18 protein-coding genes are annotated in these 20,970 nt (G+C 43.5%); 8 read left to right on the forward strand and 10 right to left on the reverse strand.

The features are described from left to right. The first annotated feature begins 39 nt into the window (after positions 1–39). Together tatC and PLH26_RS04085 are read left to right on the forward strand one after the other, a co-directional pair. Positions 40–990, forward strand: a complete 951-nt coding sequence (gene tatC, locus PLH26_RS04080; protein WP_324584713.1) for a twin-arginine translocase subunit TatC — start codon at positions 40–42, stop codon at positions 988–990. 235 nt (positions 991–1,225) lie between these two features. Further along, on the forward strand, positions 1,226–1,696 hold the full coding sequence (locus PLH26_RS04085) for an Lrp/AsnC ligand binding domain-containing protein (RefSeq protein ID WP_324584714.1): 471 nt from the start codon (positions 1,226–1,228) through the stop codon (positions 1,694–1,696). Between the two features lie 213 nt (positions 1,697–1,909). Here the strand turns inward: PLH26_RS04085 and PLH26_RS04090 are convergent, their stop codons facing one another. The 5 genes from PLH26_RS04090 to PLH26_RS04110 form a co-directional block, all read right to left on the reverse strand. Further along, positions 1,910–3,007, reverse strand: coding sequence for an ABC transporter permease (locus tag PLH26_RS04090; RefSeq protein ID WP_324584715.1), 1,098 nt, complete (start codon positions 3,005–3,007; stop codon positions 1,910–1,912). A gap of 236 nt (positions 3,008–3,243) precedes the next feature. Then, positions 3,244–4,383 (reverse strand): glycosyltransferase, encoded by a 1,140-nt coding sequence (locus PLH26_RS04095; RefSeq protein WP_324584716.1) that lies wholly within the window; start codon positions 4,381–4,383, stop codon positions 3,244–3,246. 25 nt (positions 4,384–4,408) lie between these two features. Beyond that, a complete protein-coding gene (locus tag PLH26_RS04100) occupies positions 4,409–5,167 on the reverse strand; it encodes an alpha/beta fold hydrolase (protein WP_324584717.1) in 759 nt (252 codons plus the stop codon). A 172-nt stretch (positions 5,168–5,339) separates the two neighbouring features. Beyond that, positions 5,340–6,800, reverse strand: a complete 1,461-nt coding sequence (locus tag PLH26_RS04105; protein WP_324584718.1) for a SusD/RagB family nutrient-binding outer membrane lipoprotein — start codon at positions 6,798–6,800, stop codon at positions 5,340–5,342. 20 nt (positions 6,801–6,820) lie between these two features. Next, positions 6,821–10,099: a SusC/RagA family TonB-linked outer membrane protein gene (locus tag PLH26_RS04110; RefSeq protein ID WP_324584719.1), complete on the reverse strand. Its 3,279-nt coding sequence runs from the start codon at positions 10,097–10,099 to the stop codon at positions 6,821–6,823. Positions 10,100–10,575: 476 nt separating this feature from the next. Here PLH26_RS04110 and PLH26_RS04115 point away from each other — a divergent pair, with 476 nt between their 5' ends. Both PLH26_RS04115 and PLH26_RS04120 read left to right on the forward strand, forming a co-directional pair. Beyond that, on the forward strand, positions 10,576–11,442 hold the full coding sequence (locus PLH26_RS04115) for a UDP-2,3-diacylglucosamine diphosphatase (protein WP_324584720.1): 867 nt from the start codon (positions 10,576–10,578) through the stop codon (positions 11,440–11,442). Positions 11,443–11,544: 102 nt separating this feature from the next. Next, on the forward strand, positions 11,545–12,540 hold the full coding sequence (locus PLH26_RS04120; protein ID WP_324584721.1) for a glycosyltransferase family protein: 996 nt from the start codon (positions 11,545–11,547) through the stop codon (positions 12,538–12,540). 28 nt (positions 12,541–12,568) lie between these two features. On the opposite strand, the gene PLH26_RS04125 is transcribed toward PLH26_RS04120, so the two are convergent. Both PLH26_RS04125 and rnhB read right to left on the reverse strand, forming a co-directional pair. Continuing rightward, positions 12,569–12,853, reverse strand: a complete 285-nt coding sequence (locus PLH26_RS04125) for a hypothetical protein (protein WP_324584722.1) — start codon at positions 12,851–12,853, stop codon at positions 12,569–12,571. Between the two features lie 64 nt (positions 12,854–12,917). Continuing rightward, positions 12,918–13,517, reverse strand: coding sequence for a ribonuclease HII (gene rnhB / locus PLH26_RS04130; protein ID WP_324584723.1), 600 nt, complete (start codon positions 13,515–13,517; stop codon positions 12,918–12,920). Positions 13,518–13,569: 52 nt separating this feature from the next. Here rnhB and PLH26_RS04135 point away from each other — a divergent pair, with 52 nt between their 5' ends. Together PLH26_RS04135 and PLH26_RS04140 are read left to right on the forward strand one after the other, a co-directional pair. Further along, positions 13,570–14,610 (forward strand): COX15/CtaA family protein, encoded by a 1,041-nt coding sequence (locus PLH26_RS04135; protein ID WP_324584724.1) that lies wholly within the window; start codon positions 13,570–13,572, stop codon positions 14,608–14,610. 128 nt (positions 14,611–14,738) lie between these two features. Next, entirely contained in the window at positions 14,739–17,024 is a 2,286-nt protein-coding gene (locus PLH26_RS04140; protein WP_324584725.1) for a hypothetical protein, read from the forward strand. Here the strand turns inward: PLH26_RS04140 and PLH26_RS04145 are convergent. Continuing rightward, the gene (locus PLH26_RS04145) at positions 16,960–17,874 is read right to left on the reverse strand and encodes a diacylglycerol/lipid kinase family protein (RefSeq protein ID WP_324584726.1); all 915 of its coding nucleotides are present in this window, start codon (positions 17,872–17,874) and stop codon (positions 16,960–16,962) included. The genes PLH26_RS04140 and PLH26_RS04145 overlap by 65 nt on opposite strands. 36 nt (positions 17,875–17,910) lie before the next feature. Further along, a complete protein-coding gene (locus PLH26_RS04150) occupies positions 17,911–18,468 on the reverse strand; it encodes a DsbA family protein (protein ID WP_324584727.1) in 558 nt (185 codons plus the stop codon). A 223-nt stretch (positions 18,469–18,691) separates the two neighbouring features. On the opposite strand from PLH26_RS04150, the gene PLH26_RS04155 reads away from it, so the two are divergent. Continuing rightward, positions 18,692–19,423, forward strand: a complete 732-nt coding sequence (locus tag PLH26_RS04155; protein ID WP_324584728.1) for an LOG family protein — start codon at positions 18,692–18,694, stop codon at positions 19,421–19,423. Between the two features lie 104 nt (positions 19,424–19,527). Here PLH26_RS04155 and PLH26_RS04160 read toward each other — a convergent pair whose 3' ends face one another. Next, positions 19,528–19,938 (reverse strand): OsmC family peroxiredoxin, encoded by a 411-nt coding sequence (locus PLH26_RS04160; protein WP_324584729.1) that lies wholly within the window; start codon positions 19,936–19,938, stop codon positions 19,528–19,530. A gap of 184 nt (positions 19,939–20,122) precedes the next feature. Here PLH26_RS04160 and PLH26_RS04165 point away from each other — a divergent pair. After that, positions 20,123–20,970: methionine aminotransferase (locus tag PLH26_RS04165; protein ID WP_324584730.1), on the forward strand; the 848-nt coding region annotated here is incomplete at its 3' end.

Raw genomic sequence — 20,970 nt, forward strand, 5'->3', positions numbered from 1 at the left:
AGCGGCTCAATAGCGGTTTTTATTTCCCCGCTCATAAAAATGAGGATTGGTACAATTATGGGTGAGATCAGTTTTTTCGTTAGGTTTGCTACCTCAATTTTTAATGCATTGGCAATAGAATCACAAAGGAAAACATTTTTCAAACGGATCAGGGGGCAGCAGGATGCCGATGACGCGGAAATGAGTTTTATAGACCATCTGGAGGCCCTCCGCTGGCATATTGTACGTTCTGTAGTGGCGGTACTGGTTTTTGCCATTACCATCTTCCTTAATATCGACTGGATATTTGATAAAGTGATCATGGGGCCTACCCAGGAGGGTTTTATTTCTTACAAACTGTTCTGTGCATTAAGTCATAATATAGGCATGGGCGATTCTTTATGCATGCCTCCCATTTCAATGAATATACAGGTTACTACTGTGAGTGGGAAATTCATGTCGAGTATTTCCATTGCGGCGGTGGGCGGTATTTTAGCAGCATTCCCTTATTTGTGCTGGGAAGTTTGGCGTTTTGTAAAACCTGCATTAAAAGAACAGGAACTCAAACACACCAGAGGCATTATTTTCTGGGTTTCTTTTTTCTTTTTCCTGGGAGCAGCATTTGGTTATTTTTTATTAGCGCCTTTTACTTTTAATTTCCTGTATAACTACACACTGGGTTCTCAGCATATACTGGATTATAAGCCTATGCTGAATGATTACCTGGATTCCATTATTGACATTACCCTGGGTTCGGGCGTTGCTTTTGAGCTGCCGATGGCTTCGTGGGTGCTGGCAAGAGTGGGTTTGCTTACAGCGGGATTTTTACGCACCTACCGCAAGTATGCATATATAGCTTTGCTGGTGCTTGCCGCCATTATTACACCTTCACCCGACTGGGGAAGCCAGATGATCGTTTGCGTTCCGCTTTTTCTTTTATACGAGATCAGCGTTATTATTGCCGCCAGGGTTAATAAAAAGAACGAGAAGAAGTGGGAGGAATGGAGTTAGGAAGTGAATAGTGAATGGTGTAAAGTGAGAGGTGAAAAGTGAGAAGTGAGAAGTGAGCGTGATTGAGCTTTTCTTCGTGTAACGGAAACTGATTGGTGGTTCCTGCTTTGTTTCTTTAATATCCTGATTTCACTGCGGGTTTGCCCGGATTCTTTTTAATATTTTCTTACCAGCAACTATTTTTTTCCTGCCTGTATCAATAAATTGTAGTATTATGTAGATAAATCTGGGTAAAATGGCGTCAAAAATAAATTTAGACAAATTAGACCTGCAGATCATATCGGCTATGATGGAAGATGCAGGGATCTCGTATGCCGACCTGGGAAAAAATCTTTCAGTATCCGGGGGCACTATACATGTACGCATCAAAAAACTGCAGGAAAGCGGTATCGTAAAAGGCACACGGCTTAACGTGGAGCTGAAAGAACTGGGCTATGATATTACGGCTTTTGTAGGCATTTACCTTGAGAAAAGCTCTTTATACGATACCGTAGCCAAGGACCTGAAAAGAATCCCGGAAATTGTAAGGCTTAATTATACAACCGGCAACTACAGTATGTTCATAGAAATTGTATGCAGGGATATCACCCAGTTGCGGCATGTGCTGCACGATGAATTGCAAAAAATTAAAGGTATTGAACGAACCGAAACACTGATATCGCTTGAAGAAAGCTTTAACCGTAATGTGCAGGTAGGGCCGTTGTAATTAGCAAAGCACTAAAAACAAATTGTATACAGGTGGTTCGTACCGCACCATGACAAGAAAAATTCAAATCCGAAACGGGAAATCCGAGGAAATACAACGATAAACAAAAAACTAAAAACCATAAATCCAAAAACCCTAAGGCTGTCAGCAGCGGACTATGAGTTATCAGCACAAAGATCACCCGATAGCCGATCTTACCACTTACCACTGTTCTTACAACTTCCCCCTCACATCCAGCGCATCCCGCAGGCCATTGCCCAATAAATTAAAAGCCAGCACCAGGAGCATTATACAAATACCCGGCGATATGGCCAGCAATGGATTATGAGTGATGATGAAATTGTAATTTTCCTTGATCATCAGTCCCCAACTGGGCTGTGATGGCTGAACGCCAATGCCTAAAAAACTCAGTCCCGCTTCGATAACGATAGCCGATGCAAAATTGGAAGCAGCCATTACCATTACCGGCCCCAGCACATTGGGCAGTATATGCCGGAAGATGATCCTTGCATTGGTAAAGCCGAGGGCTTTTGCCGCTTCAATATATTGCAGTTCGCGGATACTCATTACCTGTGTACGAATGATCCTTGCTGTATTTACCCATAAGGTTAATCCAACGGCAATAAATACCTGCCAGAACCCTTTGCCCAGCGCCAGGGTAATGGCAAATACCAGCAGAAGGGTAGGCATGCTCCACACCACGTTAATGAACCACATAATGATGTTATCCGTTCTGCCGCCATAATACCCGGCAACGAGCCCCAGTACGATACCGATAGACAGGGAAATGACAACTGCGATCAGCCCAACGGCAAGGCTTACCCGAACCCCAACGATCAGCCGGCTGAGAATATCCCTCCCGAATTTATCGGTGCCCAGCCAATAGGTTTTATGAACGATCAGTGAGGCAGGATGTGCATTCAGGTTTTTAATATTATATGAATGCCGTTCTTCTATGTCTTCATCGATGTATTGCTGCACAACAATACTGTCGCCGGCCTGCCGCCATGAGCGAACAGGTATATAATCATACGCATCCTCCTGCCCGTTGAGCAGTCTTTCAACGATACCGGCTTTTTCTACAGCTTTATCTTTGGGTATTTTAAGAAACAACATGCTGAACCCCGGCTTTTGGCCACCAATTTCCAGGGTCATCCTGTTGGCGTTCGGCGAATGATCGGGGGCAAGCACATAAGCGCCGAGGCCTGTTAATACGGCTAAAGCAATAATGCAAAGCCCAAAAACAGCCCCTTTGTTTTTCCGCAATCTTTTCCATGCAGACTGAAAAAAAGTAGGTGATGCGTTTTGCACGGCGTAAAATACTAATTTCTGAAATGAGAAGGCGAAATTTCCAAATGATAAAGCCCGAAGCCGAAATCTCAAAATCCGAATGGTATACAAAGCACCAAAAGGCAAATAGCAAGAAACAAATAAAATTTAAATTTCAAATCCGGATCCTGCACGTGCGGGACGAAATTCGAAGAGGCTATGAGCAGAAAAGGAGTGCACACTCTCGTCGCGTACCGGCCACTCTTTTTTCATTCCCCTCATCTTACCTTTCTTCCTTTCCATTCGTAACTGCCGAAGCTTCCCAAAAAGCCGGCGATAACGGTATAGGTTATATGCAATGGCTGGAACAAAGGGAACCCCCACATTAAGTGTTGAAGATTAAAATACTTCAATACTTCTTTTACAAAGTTCCATTCGATAAGTGTTTTATAGAAAACAGCCACTGCAAAAAACAACAGCCAACCGGGCTGCACTATGCTTCCGGCCAATAAAATAAAAAGACACAGGTTAATGATATATACGAGTGCAAGTACAAACACAATGCGCTTGTCGTTATACTGCCCCGTTTTACTGGCCCAGCGGATGCGCTGGTTAAAAAAGGCTTTCATGTCATGGGCAGGCGAAGTTTCCACGATGGCCGCTGCTGCTTTAAGGTAAGCGATCCCACCGGGGGATTTGCTATATATTTTTTGCATAAGCAACATATCATCACCGGAAGCAATATGGTCGATGTTTTTAAAGCCGTTCACTTCATTGAAAACTGTTTTTTCATAAGCAAGATTGGCGCCATTGCACATGTTGTGAAATTTTTTATATACGGAAGCCGCAGTTATACCCTGCAGAATGGCAAAGTCTATGCTTTGAAAAGCAGAAAGGAGTGAATTGGCTGGTTTTATTTTAACCGGCGCCGCAATAAAAACCGCTTTGCTGTATTGATGAAAAGCAGCGATGGTTTTAATCCAGTCTCTGTGAAAAATGCAGTCGGCGTCGGTGGTAACGATCAGGGTGCCGGTAGACGCCTGTATAGCAGCTTCAATGGCTTTTTTCTTAAAGGCGGTGTGTTGGGCGCCTGGTTGTTCACGGGGTGGTATGAGCAGAATGCCTTGTTTGCCGTATTGCTTTACAATACCGGCAGTACCATCGGTTGAATGATCATCCACAACAATAATTTCAAGCAGTTCTTTTGGATAGGATTGTTGTAATAAGGATACGATGCATTGTTCAATTACGGCTTCTTCATTGCGTGCCGGAACGATCACGGAAATTTTCTCTGTAGCCGGGAAGTCATTTGCTGAACCGTAGCCGAAATCCGGAATCTGTTTCCACGAACGGTGGTAATAGTGTATAAGGAAATAATAAGCACCCAATAAAGCAACGCTTATGATAAAGATTATCATGCGCACAAATTAGGGTAAATTGTGTTTACTGTAATAAAGCTGCGATGGCCGCTGTATTTTTTTCGTGCAATATCCTGTGGCCGCAGGGCAGGACATGCAGTGTGCAAAGATCTTCCATACCTTTTTTAAAAGAAATGCCTGTACTATGGCGTATTACCCTGTCGTACCGGCCGTATATTAAAAACACGGGTGTATTGTTCTTTTGAACAAGCGCTTTTATATTTTTTACAGCAGGTCTTAACTTGCGCATGGTAGTCCATATCATGTACAACTGCATTCGCTTATCAGCATGACCGAGGTGCTGGTGCACGTAATTGTATACACCTGTATTGATCATGCCTGCCCGGTTAAGGGCTTTGGTAACATTAAAAAAAATACCGGGTTTTTTCATCAGGCGGCTGAACAGCCGGTTGCCCAAAACAGTTTGTGTTGCCAGCCGGTACCAAAAGTTGATTTTTAAGCCATCGGGGGCCAGCAGTATCAATTGTTGTATGCGTTGCGGGATTTGCTCATATACCGATAGTGCCACCCTTCCGCCCATGCTGTATCCCGCCAGGGAAAACTGTTGGTTATGGAGGGCCGGTATATTGTCAATGATATTGATAATATCTTCTGTTGTGCACATCATGCCTTCATTCCAGGTTGTTTCTCCGTGCAATGGAAGGTCAATAGCCATAACGGTATATTTATTCTCAATTTGCCGTGCCAGAAGCATAAAGCTGTCAGCCACTTCACCAAAGCCATGAAAGCACAGCAATGGTCTTTCGCCGGTTCCCCATTGCAAACAATGGATTTGTGAACTTTTGTATGGAATGAAAAATGATAACATGCAGGTTTTCAAATGTAAGCGAAAACAGTGAGCCGGGCTTCTTAAGCAACTTAATTTGCCGTGTAAAAAAAGAGGCTGCCATTAACGACAGCCTCTGGTTTCCCAAAAGGATTATAGTGTTTGATCGCTACTGATCCCACCAGACTTTTTCATTGTAGGTATCTTCACTCCATCCCTGTGCACCAACAGCAGCATTACGGTTATCGGGATTAAGTGTTTGTTCGCTCCGGGGATAAGCGAAACGTACGGGTATTCTGTTATTATTTACATTATCGGCGCCGGCTACCAGTGCAGGTATATTTGTTCTTCTCCAGTCGAACCAGGCTTCCAGTCCGGTAAAGAAAAGCGATATCCATTTTTGAGTGCCGATGAGCTCCAGTGCATTTGCATCACTGTATGCAACCCCTGTTCTGGATAAATAGTTGCCGGGCATGGCAGTGGCAACATAATCAAAAGCAGCCTTTATCCCTTCTTCATAATGCCATTGGGCAGTTTCTCCCGTAGTAACCAATCCTTTTTTTACTGCTTCAGCTAAAATGAACTGCAGTTCGGGATATCCCATAATATATCCTTTGGCAACATCCAGCCCGGTGGGTGTAATGGCACCTTTATAGAACAGGTCGCCTACACGGGAAATATTGTTGGGCCCGCCATTGTATGCAAGTGCCGACACTTCATTCAATCCGTTGGGAACGCCCGAATAAATACCGCCTGCATCGGTGGGCTGCGCAAATACAACTATCCTGGGATCATCGAGCGCTTTTAATTTTTCGTCTAAGGTTTTGCTCAGGCGAAACTCGTCAAATGAACCCGACCGTGTAGTGTATAGAGGAAATTGATTGGGTGCTGAGGTAAGATAGTGCAGTGTTCCATTGTCGCTGTTGTTCTCAAAAACAGGGGTGGATGAAGGATTGGCGACGACGGCCTGCATGGCTGCTTTTACATCTCTTTTATCGGAAATCCGCATCAGGCAGCGCAGGCGGAGCGAGTTGGCCAATTTTTTCCATTTGTTCAGATCGCCGCTAAAAATAATGTCACCAACCAGGGTACCCGCTGCCGGGTCAAAAGTAGCATTTGCTGTTTCCAGGTCATTCAAAATACCATCGTAAATACTTTCCTGCGAATCGTATTTCGGCTGCAGTATACCGCTTATTCCCTGAGTGGCTTCCGAATAAGGGATATCTCCATATGCATCGGTAGCCAGTGAATACATCCATGCTCTCATAACCAACGCTACTGCTTTATAATTCGGTGCGTTGTTGTTTTCACCCAGAGACAACAGGAGCTGTACATTGCGCATATTGTCATATACACTGTTCCATAGTCCGCTTCTGTCGCCCCATGTATAACGATCTTCAGAAACGAACTGGATCTTGGCGGTATGCTGAATAACAATATTTCCTATACCCCAGCTTTGATCTACCATCTGGTTAACTGAGGAGCGTAAAATACCTGTAAGAAGGAGGTCGGGGGTTACATCTGTAATGGCATCGGGATTAGCATTTTTTTCCTGAAAGTCTTTGGTACAGGAAGGCATCAGTAGCATGCCAATAGCCGCTACAAATACATATTTTTTAATTTTTTTCATATTGTTTTGTTTTGGCGGTTTTAAAAGTTAAATCCAAGATTGAAGCCCCAGCTCCGTGTTGTTGGCATACCTACCGATTCAACACCCGGTATAATAGTACCGCCGGCCAGCGACGAGGTTTCCGGGTCAATGTGCGGTACATCAGTCCATACTGCCAGATTCCGCCCAACTATGGAAACGTTTAATCCCTTCACTTTGATCCTTGAAAGAATTTTAGGCGAGAAAGAATATCCAAGCCTCAATTCCCTGAGCTTTATAAAATCCGCATCAAATACACCGCCCTCTTCAATATCACGATTACCTGTACGCGACTGGTGATATTCACGTGCAGTAAGTTTTACATCGTTTACCCTGTATGTTCCATCCGGGTTTTGAATAACGCCTTTACCAATCAACCCGTTACCTTCTTTGCTGAGATCATAGCCATCGGCCCTTCCTTCAAGCGTTTCTATCAGTTGTCCGGCTTCCAGCCCCACTACCCACGTTTCAGAAAACAATTGTCCGCCGTAACGGGCATCAAACAAAAAGCTAAAGCTCAGGTTTTTGTAGGTAAAAGTATTGCGGATGCCGGCCAGCCAGTCGGGATTATAATTACCCACCTTCACTATATCATTGGTTCCTACAAAGCGGCCTTCGCTGTTAAATATCTGCTGTCCGAAATAAGGGCTGGAAGGATCATCTACTTTTTTAAATCCTATGGAATACATGTCGCCCATGCGGTTACCTACCTGGGCCCGTATGGTAATGCCGTGTCTGCTCGCCATCTGGTAGTCGGTAATTTCTCCATCGAACTTAACCACCTTACTGCGGTTAGCAGACCAGTTTACAATTACATCCCATTTGAAATCTTTACCGTCAACGGGCCGTCCGGTTAACATTAATTCATAGCCATAATTCCTGATTTGCCCTGCATTTACCACGCGGTTCCAGTACCCGCTTGTAATAGATATGGGTACCGATGGCAATATCTGGTTGCGGGTATTGATGTTGTAATAAGAGAAGTCTATGCCCAGCCTGTTGTTGAAAAAGCGCCAATCCAGTCCTGCTTCCCATGAAGTACTGATCTCTGGTTTAAGATTGTAGTTCAATAAGGTGCTGGTAGAACCATAAACCGGGTAATCGCCCCATGGATCAGATCTTCCGTAGCTGGAAGAGAAGCGGTAAGGATCGGTATCATTACCTACCTGCGCTATACTGGTTCTTACTTTGGCAAAGCTTACCCACGAAGGAAAGGTAACCATGTCGCTGATAATAGCGCTTAATGAAGCGGAAGGATAAAAATAGGAATTAACCGTATTGCCTAGTGTATCCGCTCCCACCGGCAGCGTTAGAGCGCTCGACCAGTCGTTCCTGGCAGTAACATCCAGAAAGAGGTAATTGTTATAAGCAAACTGAACTGCGCCATATAAGCTGTTGATCACTTTATTACCGTCGTATACCGAATTAACCAACGCAACTCTTGTATTGTTTAAGCTGTAAATACCGGGAATAAGCAATTGCGGTGCTGTAACTTCATAGTTGTTGAATTGGCTGATCTGCCTGTTGCCGCCCAGGTTTAGTCCGACGCTGAATTTATCGGTAATGTTTTTGTTGGCAGAAACAAGAAAGTCGAAGTTGGTTTCGCTGTTCCGAACCCTTTCTTCGCGATAGCTGCCGAATGGGAAGCGCTGGGTACTGAAAGCACGACGGCGTTTTCTCAATTCGCTGTTAAAGTCGGTACCGCCCCTTAACTGTATGCTGATCCAGTCGGTTAGATCGTATTTCAGGGTTATATTACCAAAAAGCCTTCCCGCATCCTGGCTATTGGTGTTTTCATACAGATTGAAATAAGGATTGTCGTGGTAATTGTAATTGAAGTTGAACTGCTGGCGGTTTTCCATTCCGGGGATCCAGTAATCTTTCAAACTGTTCAGGTCTACATGCTGTCCCATCCAGCAATGCAACAGATAAATAATGCTTTCCGTGCCGTAGGTAAGATTGGGGCGATTATCGCTCGTAGTATTTATATAGTTAGCGGTTAAACGAACCGATAATTTAGGTGTAAAATTATAGCCGCCGTTAAAGGCAAAAGTATTGCGTTTGATGTCGGTATTGGGGATGATCCCTTTTTGATCGAGGAGGGTATAGGAAATCCTGAAATCTCCTTTATCATTTGCCCCCGTCAGTGATACATTGGTATTTTTAGTAATGCCGGTTTCGTAAAAATGTTTAAGATCCATTCCGGGAACAAAAGGTGTTGGCGTTACTGTTCCGCGTGCGTCAAGATCTGCCTGGGTAGCAAGTGCTCCGTCATCAACCAAAGAAACATCTCCTCCCCTGAAGCCGTTAGACGTGGGCGAGTTGTGCTGGGCTATGAGGCTGCCATCCATTTTAGGCCCCCAGCTTTCATCAACACCATCATTTACACCGCCATTTTCCCCGTCATTGAAACTGAACAGTCCATTGTTTCCCTGTCCGTACACTCTTTGGAATTTAGGCAGCACCAGCGGGCTTTCAAATGTAATACCTGTATTTACCGTAACGCCTATGCCTTTACTGCCTTTACCCGATTTTGTAGTAATTACAATAACACCATTGGCAGCACGTGAACCATACAGTGCTGATGCATTAGCGCCTTTCAGTACCGTCATTGTTTCAATATCATCCGGATTGATCATGGAAGCGCCGTTACCATAATCCAGTTCCTGGTAATCGCGTCCGCTGGAGCCGGTTAGCTCATTGGTGATGGGAACGCCATCAATAACAAACAGGGGTTGATTCTTATTGATGTCGAGCGATTTGTCGCCGCGTATGGTTACACGGGCAGAACCACCTACCCCACTTGGACTGCTCATTACCTGTACACCCGCTACCTTGCCGGCTAACCCACTTACAAAATTGGTTTCTCTTGCTTTGTCGAGCTCAGCGCCTTTCACTTCCTGAACAGCATATCCCAGCCGCTTTGTCTCTCTTTTTACGCCCAAAGCCGTTACCACTACTTCGCTCAGCGCCTGTGATTCATCCGCAAGTTCAATAGCAAGCGTAGGACCATTTACAGTAACTTCTGTGGTTTTGTAACCCACGCCGGAGATCACCAGTACAGCTCCTCTTGCAGCCTCAATAGAAAACTGCCCTTCTGAACTGGTGAACGTACCCCTTGTAGTGCCCTTAATGGTTACAGAAATACCTTCAAGAGGCACCTGGTCTTTAGCGGAAGTGACCTTACCTGTAATGACCTGCTGTGCCAATGCCAAAAACGGCAATCCCCACAGTGCAAGTATGACGAAAATTTTGCGCCAGTAACAGTACTTTCTGTGCATAAGTGTAGTTTTAGTATAAATAAAAAGGATTCGCAAAGATTAGGGGTCGAAAAGCTCAATGTTCTACATGAATTGATTTGTATATTAATACTAATATATAAATTTAAATTTAAAATGCAAATGGATATAGAATTATTATAAAATAATCATTTTTTATTTTAAAAAATTTCGTTTATCAGCTATATTATAAACAAATACTAATAAAAACACATTAAAGTAAATATTTTTAAATATAAAACTATCGAAAAAAGTTTACTATTTATAAACATTTCTTTTCCCCTTCTCATTATTTTTATTACACACGGTATATAAATAGTAGCCCAATTTCATTTTTTAGCTGCATGGGATACGGATTTTAAGCATCAGCTTTCCGAAGGCTTTGAACTTCGTTCTTATACCCGGGTTCTCACTATTTCTTAACGCCGGCTTAATATCATAGTAACATGCAGTACAGAAATTTGAGAAACAAATCCCTTATGGATAAACGCCCGGTAGATGTTGTTGTTATTTCGGATGTGCACCTTGGTACTTATGGCTGCAAGGCCAAAGAATTAACCGCTTATCTCAAAAGCATCACTCCTTCCATTCTTATTCTCAACGGGGATATTATTGATGCATGGCAATTCAGCAAAAGTTATTTTCCCGCTGCTCATCTCGGGGTTATAAAGGAACTCATTCATTGCATCACCAATGGCACCAGGGTATTTTATATTACCGGTAATCACGATGAAGTGCTGCGGCGCTATTCCGGCTGCAGGGTGGGTAATTTTATGCTAACCGACAAGCTGGTGCTGGAAATAGACAATAAAATGACCTGGATATTTCATGGTGATGTGTTTGATAATACTACAAAAGGGAGTGCTAAATTCCTGGCTAAGCTCGGAAGCTCCGGCTATGGTGCGCTGATACTGGTGAACCGTTTTATCAATACAATTTTAAGATGCCTTGGGCGTGAAAGGGTATCGCTTTCAAAAAAGATAATGGAAAGTGTGAATAAAGCGGTTGCAAAGATCAATGATTTTGAAATGACAGCCGCAGAGCTGGCTATTCAAAAAAAATACGATTATGTTATTTGCGGGCATATTCATAAACCGCAAAAAAGAGTGGTAAGCAATGAAGAAGGCGATGTTACTTATTTGAACAGCGGCGACTGGGTAGAGCATTGCACAGCACTGGAATACTGTAAAAAGGAATGGAAGCTGTTCAGGTTCGACCCTTCCGGTTTCCCCGAATTGAAAGTAGATAAAGAAAAGCCACAGCCTGATGTAGTTACCGATGAGATCAATTTTTTTATCAGCTCGCTAACAGGATCGGACGGGCGAGTAGTCGGTGGTAAGTTGTAAGTGGGGGTGGCGAGTTGTGAGTTGTGAGTTGTGAATTGTGAATTGTGAATAATAGTGAATTGTGAAGGTTGAATAGCGGGTAGTTCAAATAAAAAATGATGTATGAAAATATTTTATGCCATACAGGCAACGGGTAACGGGCATATCAGCAGGGCCATGGAGCTGCTGCCTTACCTGCAGCAATATGGAAAGGTGGATATATTTTTAAGCGGCGCCAACAGCAGCCTGCGTCTTGATGCACCCGTAAAATACAGGAGCAGGGGTTTAAGTTTGTTTTATACCTGTAAGGGAAGCCTTGATTATTTTTCAATGGTAAAAAATATCTCGCCTCTGCAAATCAAAAAAGAGGTAGCAGCTCTGCCGGTGGAAAAATATGATCTGGTTATAAATGATTTTGAATGCATAACTTCCCTTGCCTGCAGGCAAAAAAAAGTGCCCTCTATTCATTTTGGACACCAGGCAAGTTTTATGTCGGCAAAAACGCCCCGGCCCCGCAGGCAAAGCCGTACCGGCGAATGGATCCTTAAAAAATATGCGGGTGCTACGCAATATATGGGATTGCATTTCAGGCAATACGACGACTTTATTCTTACTCCGGTTATTAAATCTGAAATATGGAATGCGCGTTCGCGGAACGATAATTATATAACCGTTTACCTGCCTTCCTACTGCGATTGTGAGATCCGTAAATTTTTTGGGAAGCTTACCGCTTATCGTTTCCAGGTCTTTTCAAGAGAGGTAAAAGTTCAAACAAAGCAGGGCCATCTCACCTTTATACCGGTAAGCAAAGAGCGGTTCAATGAAAGCCTGATCCATTGCGCTGCTATTGTTTGTGGCGCCGGCTTTGAAACGCCTTCGGAAGCGCTGCATTTAAAGAAAAAAATAATGGTCATGCCCATCAAAGGGCAATACGAGCAGCAATGCAATGCCGCCGCTTTAGAGCAATTGGGCGTAAGAACATTAACCCGGTTAACCGATGATTTCAATATTATTTTTGAAAAATGGTATGCCGGGGCGCTGCCTGTAGACATTTCATTTGAATACAATGCCGGCCAAATTACAGCACTGATGATGCAAAAAGCCGATGCATGCCTGTAGTTTTTCAATACAGTCTTGCCGGCAAACATTACAGGTGCACCAGTCCGGATTGTGGCAATAAAACCATACCCATTCCTAACACGCCGCCTATTACGGAGGCCACGGCGTCCATAAAATCATAGGTGCCTATCCCGGTAATTTTTGAGAACAGCTCAAAGCCATAGCTAACGGCAATAACAATGGCCAGCACTACTACAGATGATAAAATGATGTTTGTTGGCCAAAGCCACCAGCCCCCTGCCTGCAACAGGGCGCCCATTGCAATGCCAACCAGGAAATGCCTCCATTTATCGGGCGCTATTTTTTTGATCATGAATTATGAATGAAAAGGATTATTGAGGTTTGATCATCGTTTACCCGGGGGTGTGCTTTATCGTTTATTCCCATATTTCCGTTTGGGCAGATGTGCATTGAAAACTTTTCCGGTGAAAAGGGCTAAGCCCGTGCTTCAGGATAGACTTGCGGTGTGCCGCTGTTCCGTAGCCCTTGTTGTTATACCAATTGTAATACGGAAAATCTTCATGCAGCTTCATCATGTACTCGTCCCTGTAAGTTTTGGCCAGTACACTCGCAGCGGCGATGGACGAAAAGATCGCGTCGCCTTTTATGATGCAACGGTGATCAATTTTTTTATAGGCATGGAACCGGTTCCCGTCAATCAACAGCAGCTCAGGTATAACAGGCAGCCCGTCTAAAGCCATATGCATGGCTTTAAAGGAGGCGTTTAATATATTGATCCTGTCAATTTCTTCATGATCTACGCTTGCCACGTTATAAGCTATGGCTTTTTCTTCGATATACATTCTCATTTCACTGCGTTGCTCTGCAGTTAATTGTTTGGAATCATTGAGTACCGGATGGAAAAAATCACGCGGCAATATTACGGCTGCCGCAAACACAGGCCCGGCCAGGCATCCGCGGCCCGCTTCATCGCAACCTGCCTCAACATATATATCCTGATAAAATGCCTGTAACATAATATTGGTGCTGCAATGTTAAGAATAAAAATTGTACAATACTTTTGCAGGTATGAACAAGCCGCTTTCACCCTCATCCAACAGGGCGGTAGCCTGGTGGCTGCTAACAGGTGTGGGTATGATTATGATACAGGTATTGATAGGGGGCATTACCCGTCTTACCGAATCCGGACTCTCTATTACAGAATGGAAACCTATTACAGGCATATTACCACCCATTGGCGATTTAGCCTGGCAAACAGAATTTGATAAATACAAACAAACCGACCAGTTCAGGTACCTGCATTCAGATTTTTCGTTATCCGATTTCAAATTTATTTTTTTCTGGGAATGGTTCCACCGTTTTTGGGCCAGGTTGCTGGGTATTGTTTTTATTGTGGGGTTCGCATGGTTCATATGGAAGAAAAAATTTAAAAGGGAAATGATCATTCCGCTGATCATCCTGTTTTTATTAGGTGCTTTGCAGGGCGCTATCGGCTGGATAATGGTAAAGAGCGGCCTGGTACCTGAAAAATATTTTGTAGGGCATGTTGAGCTGGCAACTCATTTTGTAGCAGCATTGATCCTGTTGGTATATACGTTGTGGTTTGCTTTACGCCTGCTGGTGCCGGGGCGGCAAATTGTTCGCTGTATCCCTTTAAAAAGATTTACGGTACTGCTGCTCCTGTTGTTGTTTGTTCAGCTTGTGTATGGTGGTTTTATGGCCGGGCTTAAAGCCGCTACTGTTGCACCAACCTGGCCTACCATTAATGGTGAATGGTTTCCTGCATCATTGTTCACTACCAGCGGAGTGGGAAATTATATAAATAATCCGTTTATGGTGCAGTTTATTCACCGCGCCATAGCCTATCTTTTTGTTGTATTTATTGTTGCCTGGTTTGTTAAAGCACAGAAGGTAGCCGCATCATCCTGGCTGAATAAAACCAGGGCATTGCCACTCCTTCTGGTATTGGCCCAGGTACTGCTGGGCATACTCACTGTTTTGTATTCTCCCTCAGCGGGCGCATTGGTTTGGCTGGGGGTGCTGCATCAGTTTACCGCTATGTTGTTGCTGGTATCACTCGTGTGGATATTGTTCCTGGTGAAGAAGTAAAACTTATAGATGGTTGGAGAGGAACAATTTTATTTGGCTGCTGATGATGCCAAAGGATAAATTGCTGTTAACAGCATATTATTACGGCAGTCTTTTGCGTTAAATATCAAAGTATTATATTGCGTTTGATGCCTGTTTTCTTCAACATAAAAGCCTATATAAAGGGGTTTTACTATTCCTTTCCTGTTCAGCTTTTTATTCTTCATCTCAGGCGTTATCAGTTGCTTCTTGTTTTCTGGTTCATTTTGGCCAGTGCCATTCATGGCAGTTTTATGAGCACATTTGGTGCGGATTCACTTTTTCTGGCTCCCGAATATCTTGGAGAGGTAAACGGGCTTAGCATGGCCATAGTGGGTGTGGCCACAGGTATTTTTATAATGAGCTGGAACATTACTACTTTTATTTTGCATAGTAACCAGTTTAAATTTTTAGCTACCACTTCCAAACCTTTTTTGAAATACTGTATTAACAATGCTGTTATTCCGCTGCTGTTCCTCATTTTCTATTTGTCTAAAAGCATTTATTACGATGCGCATAATGAATTGCTTCCGCTTCGAAGAATTATCATACTGGTAACCGGTTTTTTGTCGGGGCTCAGTTTTGCTTTCGTGATTTCTTTTTTATACTTTTTCAGAACAGAGAAGTCCATGATGCGCACGATGGAGCCTGTTTTCAGGGATCCGAAAGCTTTTGCCGCGCAGTTTGGCATTGGCGGTAAACATTTTCATGAACGGGGATTACTGCGTGTTGACTGGTTTTTTAATACGAGGATGAAACTGAAAAGGCCCCGGAATGTAGCGCATTATTCACAGGAATTTATTGATACGGTTTTTAAAAGACATCATTTTAGTGCTGTTATATCCATTATAGTGGCTTTTTTATTTCTGGCGCTGATCGGGATGCTTATGGACAAGCCTTTTTTTATTATCCCGGCGGCTGCTGCCATTCTCTTGTTTTTTTCTGTGCTGATCGCCGGGTCGGGGGCACTGACTTACTGGCTTAAAAGCTGGGCTTTTCCTGTGTTACTGCTGCTGGGTATAGGATTAAACTTTTTATTTGAAAACGAGGTCATTGATCCACGCAACAAAGCATATGGTATCAACTATACCAACCGCAGTGAACGGCCTGTGTACATCCGCGACAGCATCATGCAATTGTGCACCATTGAAAAAATGAAGGCCGATAAAGAAAATATGATCAGGATACTGGAACGCTGGAAACAGCGTCAGGGCGAAGAAAAGCCTTTGTTGTATATTATAAATGTAAGCGGGGGCGGTACAAGATCGGCAACGTTTACCCTCAATGTAATGCAGCATATGGATAGCATTATGAATGGAGAACTGCTGGAGAAGACCTTTATCATCAATGGCGCCTCAGGCGGCATGCTGGGGGCGGCTTACTACCGCGAATTGTTTCGGATAAAACAACAGGGCCGTCCGGTAAACCTGCAGGATCAGGAGTACACCGATAATATATCCAAAGATCTTTTGAATCCCCTGTTTTCTTCTTTTATAACCCGCGATCTTTTTGCGCCCGCCCAGCAGTTCAGAGCAGGGAATTATTATTATATCAAAGACAGAGGCTATGCCTTTGAAGAGCAGTTCAACCGCAATACGGGCAAAATACTGGATTACACCCTGGGGGATATTGCTGACGATGAGGCCGCTGCCAGGATTCCTCTCATGCTTTTTAATTCTACCATTACAAGAGATGGACGTAAAATGATCATCAGCACCCAGCCGGTTAGTTTTATGATGCGCAATTGGCCCGATTCGGCGGCAGGTATTACGGCGGAACCCGACGCCATCGATTTTGCCGCTATGTTTAAAAAGCAGGATCCGTATAGCCTCAGGCTCCTCTCCACTTTACGTATCAATGCTACTTTTCCTTATGTTTTGCCCAATGTATGGCTTCCTTCGTCACCGATCATAGACGTGATGGATGCGGGTATGCGCGATAATTTTGGTCAGGAATCGTCCCTGCGCCTTTTGCATGTACTGGAAGACTGGATAAAAGATAATACAGGTGGGGTTGTATTTATACAAATCCGAGATCGTAAAGACGGTGATTGGGATGCAGGATATGATGACCCCAGCATTGCCGGCATGTTCATAAAACCGATTATGACGTTGCAGCATAACTGGATGAAAATGCAGGACTACTACCATGATGAAATGATCCAGTATGCACATTCGGGCTATGACTTTACTTTTAATAAAATTACTTTTTCCTATACGCCGTTGCCCAAGCAAAAAGGAGCTGCTTTAAATTTCCACCTTACCCGCAATGAAAAATTGGACATCAGGAGAGCGCTGCATTCTGAATCAAATGTGGCATCATTCAAAAAGATCAGCTCTTTTCAGTCTGGTCGCGTAAAGGGCGGATCAGCCGAAATGCATTTGGAACAACACTAATATTGAAGTCCGGCGCTGTAGGCCTCGGATCACCATCAATGTGCAATGGGGCAGCGTTGGTATTTTTGATACAAAGCTTTTTTGTTTGATAATAAATAACGCCTTTTTTTTTATACCGGATTTCTTTAATCTCTCCTTTCCGGATCTGCTGCAGTACCGCAAGCAGGAGATGCAGCTTATTCATTTTTTGCACAATTACAATGTCCAGTAAACCATCGTTTAGGGCAGCTTTGGGCGCAATGGTAAACTGGTTACCGAACTGGTTGCTGTTGGCTATGCTGATGAAGAATGCGTCTGTAGAAAGAGGGTCACCATTTGAAATGATCTCAAAATGATAAGGCTGCGCCTTGATAAAATTGGTATAGGTTTGCTTTATATAAGTGATAAGTCCCCTCCGGTTTTGCCTTGCAAAATCATGCGCCACCTGTGCATCAAAGCCTAAACCGCTAAGCATGCATGAAAAATGGTCGTTGATCATAAAGGCATCTGTAGGTACCGGTTCTCCGGTAAAAATGAGATCAATGGCTTTGTGAGGATTTTTAGAGATTCCGGCACAAAAGGCAAGCCCGTTGCCAGAGCCGCAGGGTATCAGGCCAAAATTAACATTGGTATTCCGGAGCTTATGTACCACGCTGCTTATGGTGCCGTCACCGCCGGCCACAACAACATCTGTTACGCCTTCATGCAATATTTTGTTGCGGATAGCATCATAATTACCTTCAGCGTTGGTGGGATGAACTTCAAAATCGGCTCCTGAGCCGGTTAGTTTTTTTTCAATCAGATCCCCAATACGGGATTTGTTTCCTGTGCCGGCAATTGGGTTAAGCAAAAAAATTATTCTGCGTTTCATACCTGCAAATTGCGCTACTTAAACGAACCCCAAAGGCTAAGCTCTTTGCGACACTTTTTTCTTGCTTTTCAGTGCCTGGGTAATGGCTGCAGAGAGGTTTTGCAGGGTGGGCTTCCCTTCAAAGCGTTCTCCGTTTACAAAAATGGCAGGCACATTTGTAACGCCTGCATCCACAGCCTGCATCTGATCGTCCCTTACATACCAGCCGAATTTTGAATTCATAAGGTCGTCCAGGAAATGTTTGCGGGTAACACCTACATCACGGGCATATCCTTTCAGACTGATGGTACCCAAATTACGCTGATGATGAAGCAAAATATTGTGCATCTCCCAGAATTTTCCTTCCTGACCTGCAGCAATGGCAGCTTCAGCGGCTTTAAAAGAACGCTGGTGAATGCGGGTTAGCGGGAAATGGCGAAAATTATATTTTATCTTTCCTTTATATGTTTCCAGCAACTGCCTTACAACGTCGTGAATTTTAGCAGTTTCCGCGCTTTCGTAATCTCCATACTCAACGATCAGCACTTTTGCTTCCGGATTGCCAACGATCATTTCTTTTGGTGGTATTATCTTTTCTTCAACTTTAAACTTCATATCCAATCTTTTTATGATTATCCAAGGGGTGTCAAAATAGATGCCATTTTGCTTTTCTTTGGATTAACCCCCTGAATATACTGATAAAAAGTGTAAAGATCAACAATTTTCAATGATTTACAGCATGTTGGACCAGTATGCCGCATAGTGACAGATTGTCTTAAAAGGACCAGGGATTTTTTAACAAAAATCCGGTAGGTTTGGAATATTTTATTTTCGAAGCATGTCTAAAGAAAAAACGTCCGAGATAAGATTTTTGGAAGGTCCCCAGTCGCGATGGGAAGATTTTAAATTTACGGTTAAAGTTGCCTGGGAATTTATAAGAGGATTCCGCGTCCTGCATTTTGCCGGTCCCTGTGTAACCATTTTCGGTTCGGCCAGGTTCAGGGAAGACCATGAATACTATATACTAACACAGAAGCTTTCCGGTGAAATAGCCCGCCTTGGATTTACCATCATGACGGGCGGCGGTCCTGGTATTATGGAAGCGGCTAATCGCGGCGCAAAAGATGTTGGCGGAAGGTCTGTTGGATGTAATATCATTTTACCGCACGAGCAATATCCTAATCCTTACCTTGATAAATGGGTGAATATCAGGTATTTTTTTGTGCGTAAAACACTTCTGGCTAAATATTCCTATGCTTTTGTGGTAATGCCGGGCGGATTTGGCACGCTTGATGAATTTTTTGAAGCCCTAACGCTTATTCAGACCAAAATGATCAAAGCATTTCCTATTATTGTTTTTTGTAAAGCGTTTCATAAGGAATTGATGGATTACATAGAAAAACTGATCGTTGCGGGTACCATTTCGCCCGTTGATTTAGACCTGGTATTGCTTACCGATTCTATTGAGGAGGCGGTTGAACATATTAAAACGAACAGTATTGACCAGTTTGGGTTAAAATATGCAGAACCCAGGCCTACGAGATGGTTGTTTGAAAAAAGATTTTTTTAAAACAGATATGTTACAAATTGCAGGGTTCACGGACCTTACAAAAACAATAATGCCATCCTGGTAACGGCATTATCGTTTTTAATATCATCCTGAAAAATATTCTGTTACACTAAAGTAGCGTCCAGCATAATATTGGTGTTCAGCAATTTGCTGATCGGACAGTTGGCTTTGGCATCTGCCGCAGCCGCATCAAATTTGGCTTTGTCGATACCGGGCACTTTTGCTTTTAGTACAAGATGCGAAGAAGTAATAGACATTCCTTCCATCGTGATCGTGCAATCGGTATGGATCTCATCTGCCGTAAACCCTGCTTCATTCAGTACAAATGCCAGCTTCATGCTGAAGCACCCTGCATGAGCTGCAGCAATCAGTTCCTCCGGGTTAGTGCCGGTACCATTCTCAAATCGCGATTTGTACGAATATTGTACTTTATCAAGAACAGTGCTTTGTGTGCTTACTGAGCCATTGCCATCTTTGCCTGTGCCGTTCCATACGGCTGTTGCTGAACGTTTCATATTATATTATTTATTTGTTACGAAAAATGCGAATTATGCCGGGAGGGAAATTACGGATCGCAAAATTAAAATAATAAACCTTAACAAACTACCTGGTTGTCACGCTTGCTAAGTTCCGAAATCTTTTCGAGCCTTTGCTGCATAACAAATAATTTTACGTTTTTCGAAAATCAAACCATCTTAAATGCCATCTGTAATCTCTAAACTTCCAAACGCGGGTACAACCATTTTTACGGTGATGAGTTCTCTGGCAAAAGCGCATAATGCAGTAAACCTCGGTCAGGGTTTTCCCGACTTTAACATGAATGAAGAACTGATCGCAAAGGTAAATGAGGCTATGCAAAAAGGCTGTAACCAGTATACCCACATGAACGGTTACCTTCCGCTGCGTGAAGTACTATCGGAAAAAATCGCATACCTGTATGGTTCGAACATAGATGCCGATACCGAAATTACCATCACACCTGGCGGAACCTATGCTATTTATACGGCGCTTACCAGTGTATTGCAGCGGGGCGACGAAGTTATCGTTTTTCAGCCGGGGTACGACAGCTACATACCTAATGTGCTGGTTAACGGCGCTGCGCCGGTGCTTATTCCTTTACAATATCCCGATTATTCCATTAACTGGGAGGCAGTACGCAAGGCAATTAACCCGCGCACCCGTATGATCATACTCAATTCGCCACATAACCCAACAGGCGCCATATTGCGGCAACAGGATATAGAAGCATTGCGGGACATCGTTAAAGGAACAGATATATTTATATTGAGCGACGAGGTATACGAGCATGTGATATTTGATGCATTGCCGCACCAGAGCATGCTCTGTTACCCTGATTTGCTGGAAAGGAGCTTTGTATGCTTTTCTTTTGGGAAGATCTATCACTGTACAGGCTGGAAGATCGGCTATTGCGTAGCGCCGGCTGCTGCAATGAGCGAGTTCAGAAAAGTGCATCAGTTCAACTGCTTTTCTACGGATACGCCCAAGCAGGTAGCGCTTGCTTCCTTTTTAAAGCAAAAAGACCAGTA

Origin of the sequence: Agriterribacter sp. (assembly GCF_035444585.1) — a bacterium.
Classification (GTDB): Bacteria; Bacteroidota; Bacteroidia; order Chitinophagales; family Chitinophagaceae; genus Agriterribacter.

Bases quoted from the DNA above. Each gene is read 5' to 3' on its own strand.
- PLH26_RS04145 (WP_324584726.1), bottom strand. From the start codon at position 17,874: ATGAAACGCAGAATAATTTTTTTGCTTAACCCAATTGCCGGCACAGGA.
- tatC (WP_324584713.1), top strand. From the start codon at position 40: ATGAGGATTGGTACAATTATGGGTGAGATCAGTTTTTTCGTTAGGTTT.
- PLH26_RS04125 (WP_324584722.1), bottom strand. From the start codon at position 12,853: ATGATCAAAAAAATAGCGCCCGATAAATGGAGGCATTTCCTGGTTGGC.
- PLH26_RS04095 (WP_324584716.1), bottom strand. From the start codon at position 4,383: ATGATAATCTTTATCATAAGCGTTGCTTTATTGGGTGCTTATTATTTC.
- PLH26_RS04135 (WP_324584724.1), top strand. From the start codon at position 13,570: ATGAACAAGCCGCTTTCACCCTCATCCAACAGGGCGGTAGCCTGGTGG.
- PLH26_RS04105 (WP_324584718.1), bottom strand. From the start codon at position 6,800: ATGAAAAAAATTAAAAAATATGTATTTGTAGCGGCTATTGGCATGCTA.
- PLH26_RS04120 (WP_324584721.1), top strand. From the start codon at position 11,545: ATGAAAATATTTTATGCCATACAGGCAACGGGTAACGGGCATATCAGC.
- PLH26_RS04160 (WP_324584729.1), bottom strand. From the start codon at position 19,938: ATGAAACGTTCAGCAACAGCCGTATGGAACGGCACAGGCAAAGATGGC.
- PLH26_RS04150 (WP_324584727.1), bottom strand. From the start codon at position 18,468: ATGAAGTTTAAAGTTGAAGAAAAGATAATACCACCAAAAGAAATGATC.
- PLH26_RS04115 (WP_324584720.1), top strand. From the start codon at position 10,576: ATGGATAAACGCCCGGTAGATGTTGTTGTTATTTCGGATGTGCACCTT.
- PLH26_RS04110 (WP_324584719.1), bottom strand. From the start codon at position 10,099: ATGCACAGAAAGTACTGTTACTGGCGCAAAATTTTCGTCATACTTGCA.
- PLH26_RS04155 (WP_324584728.1), top strand. From the start codon at position 18,692: ATGTCTAAAGAAAAAACGTCCGAGATAAGATTTTTGGAAGGTCCCCAG.
- rnhB (WP_324584723.1), bottom strand. From the start codon at position 13,517: ATGTTACAGGCATTTTATCAGGATATATATGTTGAGGCAGGTTGCGAT.
- PLH26_RS04140 (WP_324584725.1), top strand. From the start codon at position 14,739: ATGCCTGTTTTCTTCAACATAAAAGCCTATATAAAGGGGTTTTACTAT.
- PLH26_RS04085 (WP_324584714.1), top strand. From the start codon at position 1,226: ATGGCGTCAAAAATAAATTTAGACAAATTAGACCTGCAGATCATATCG.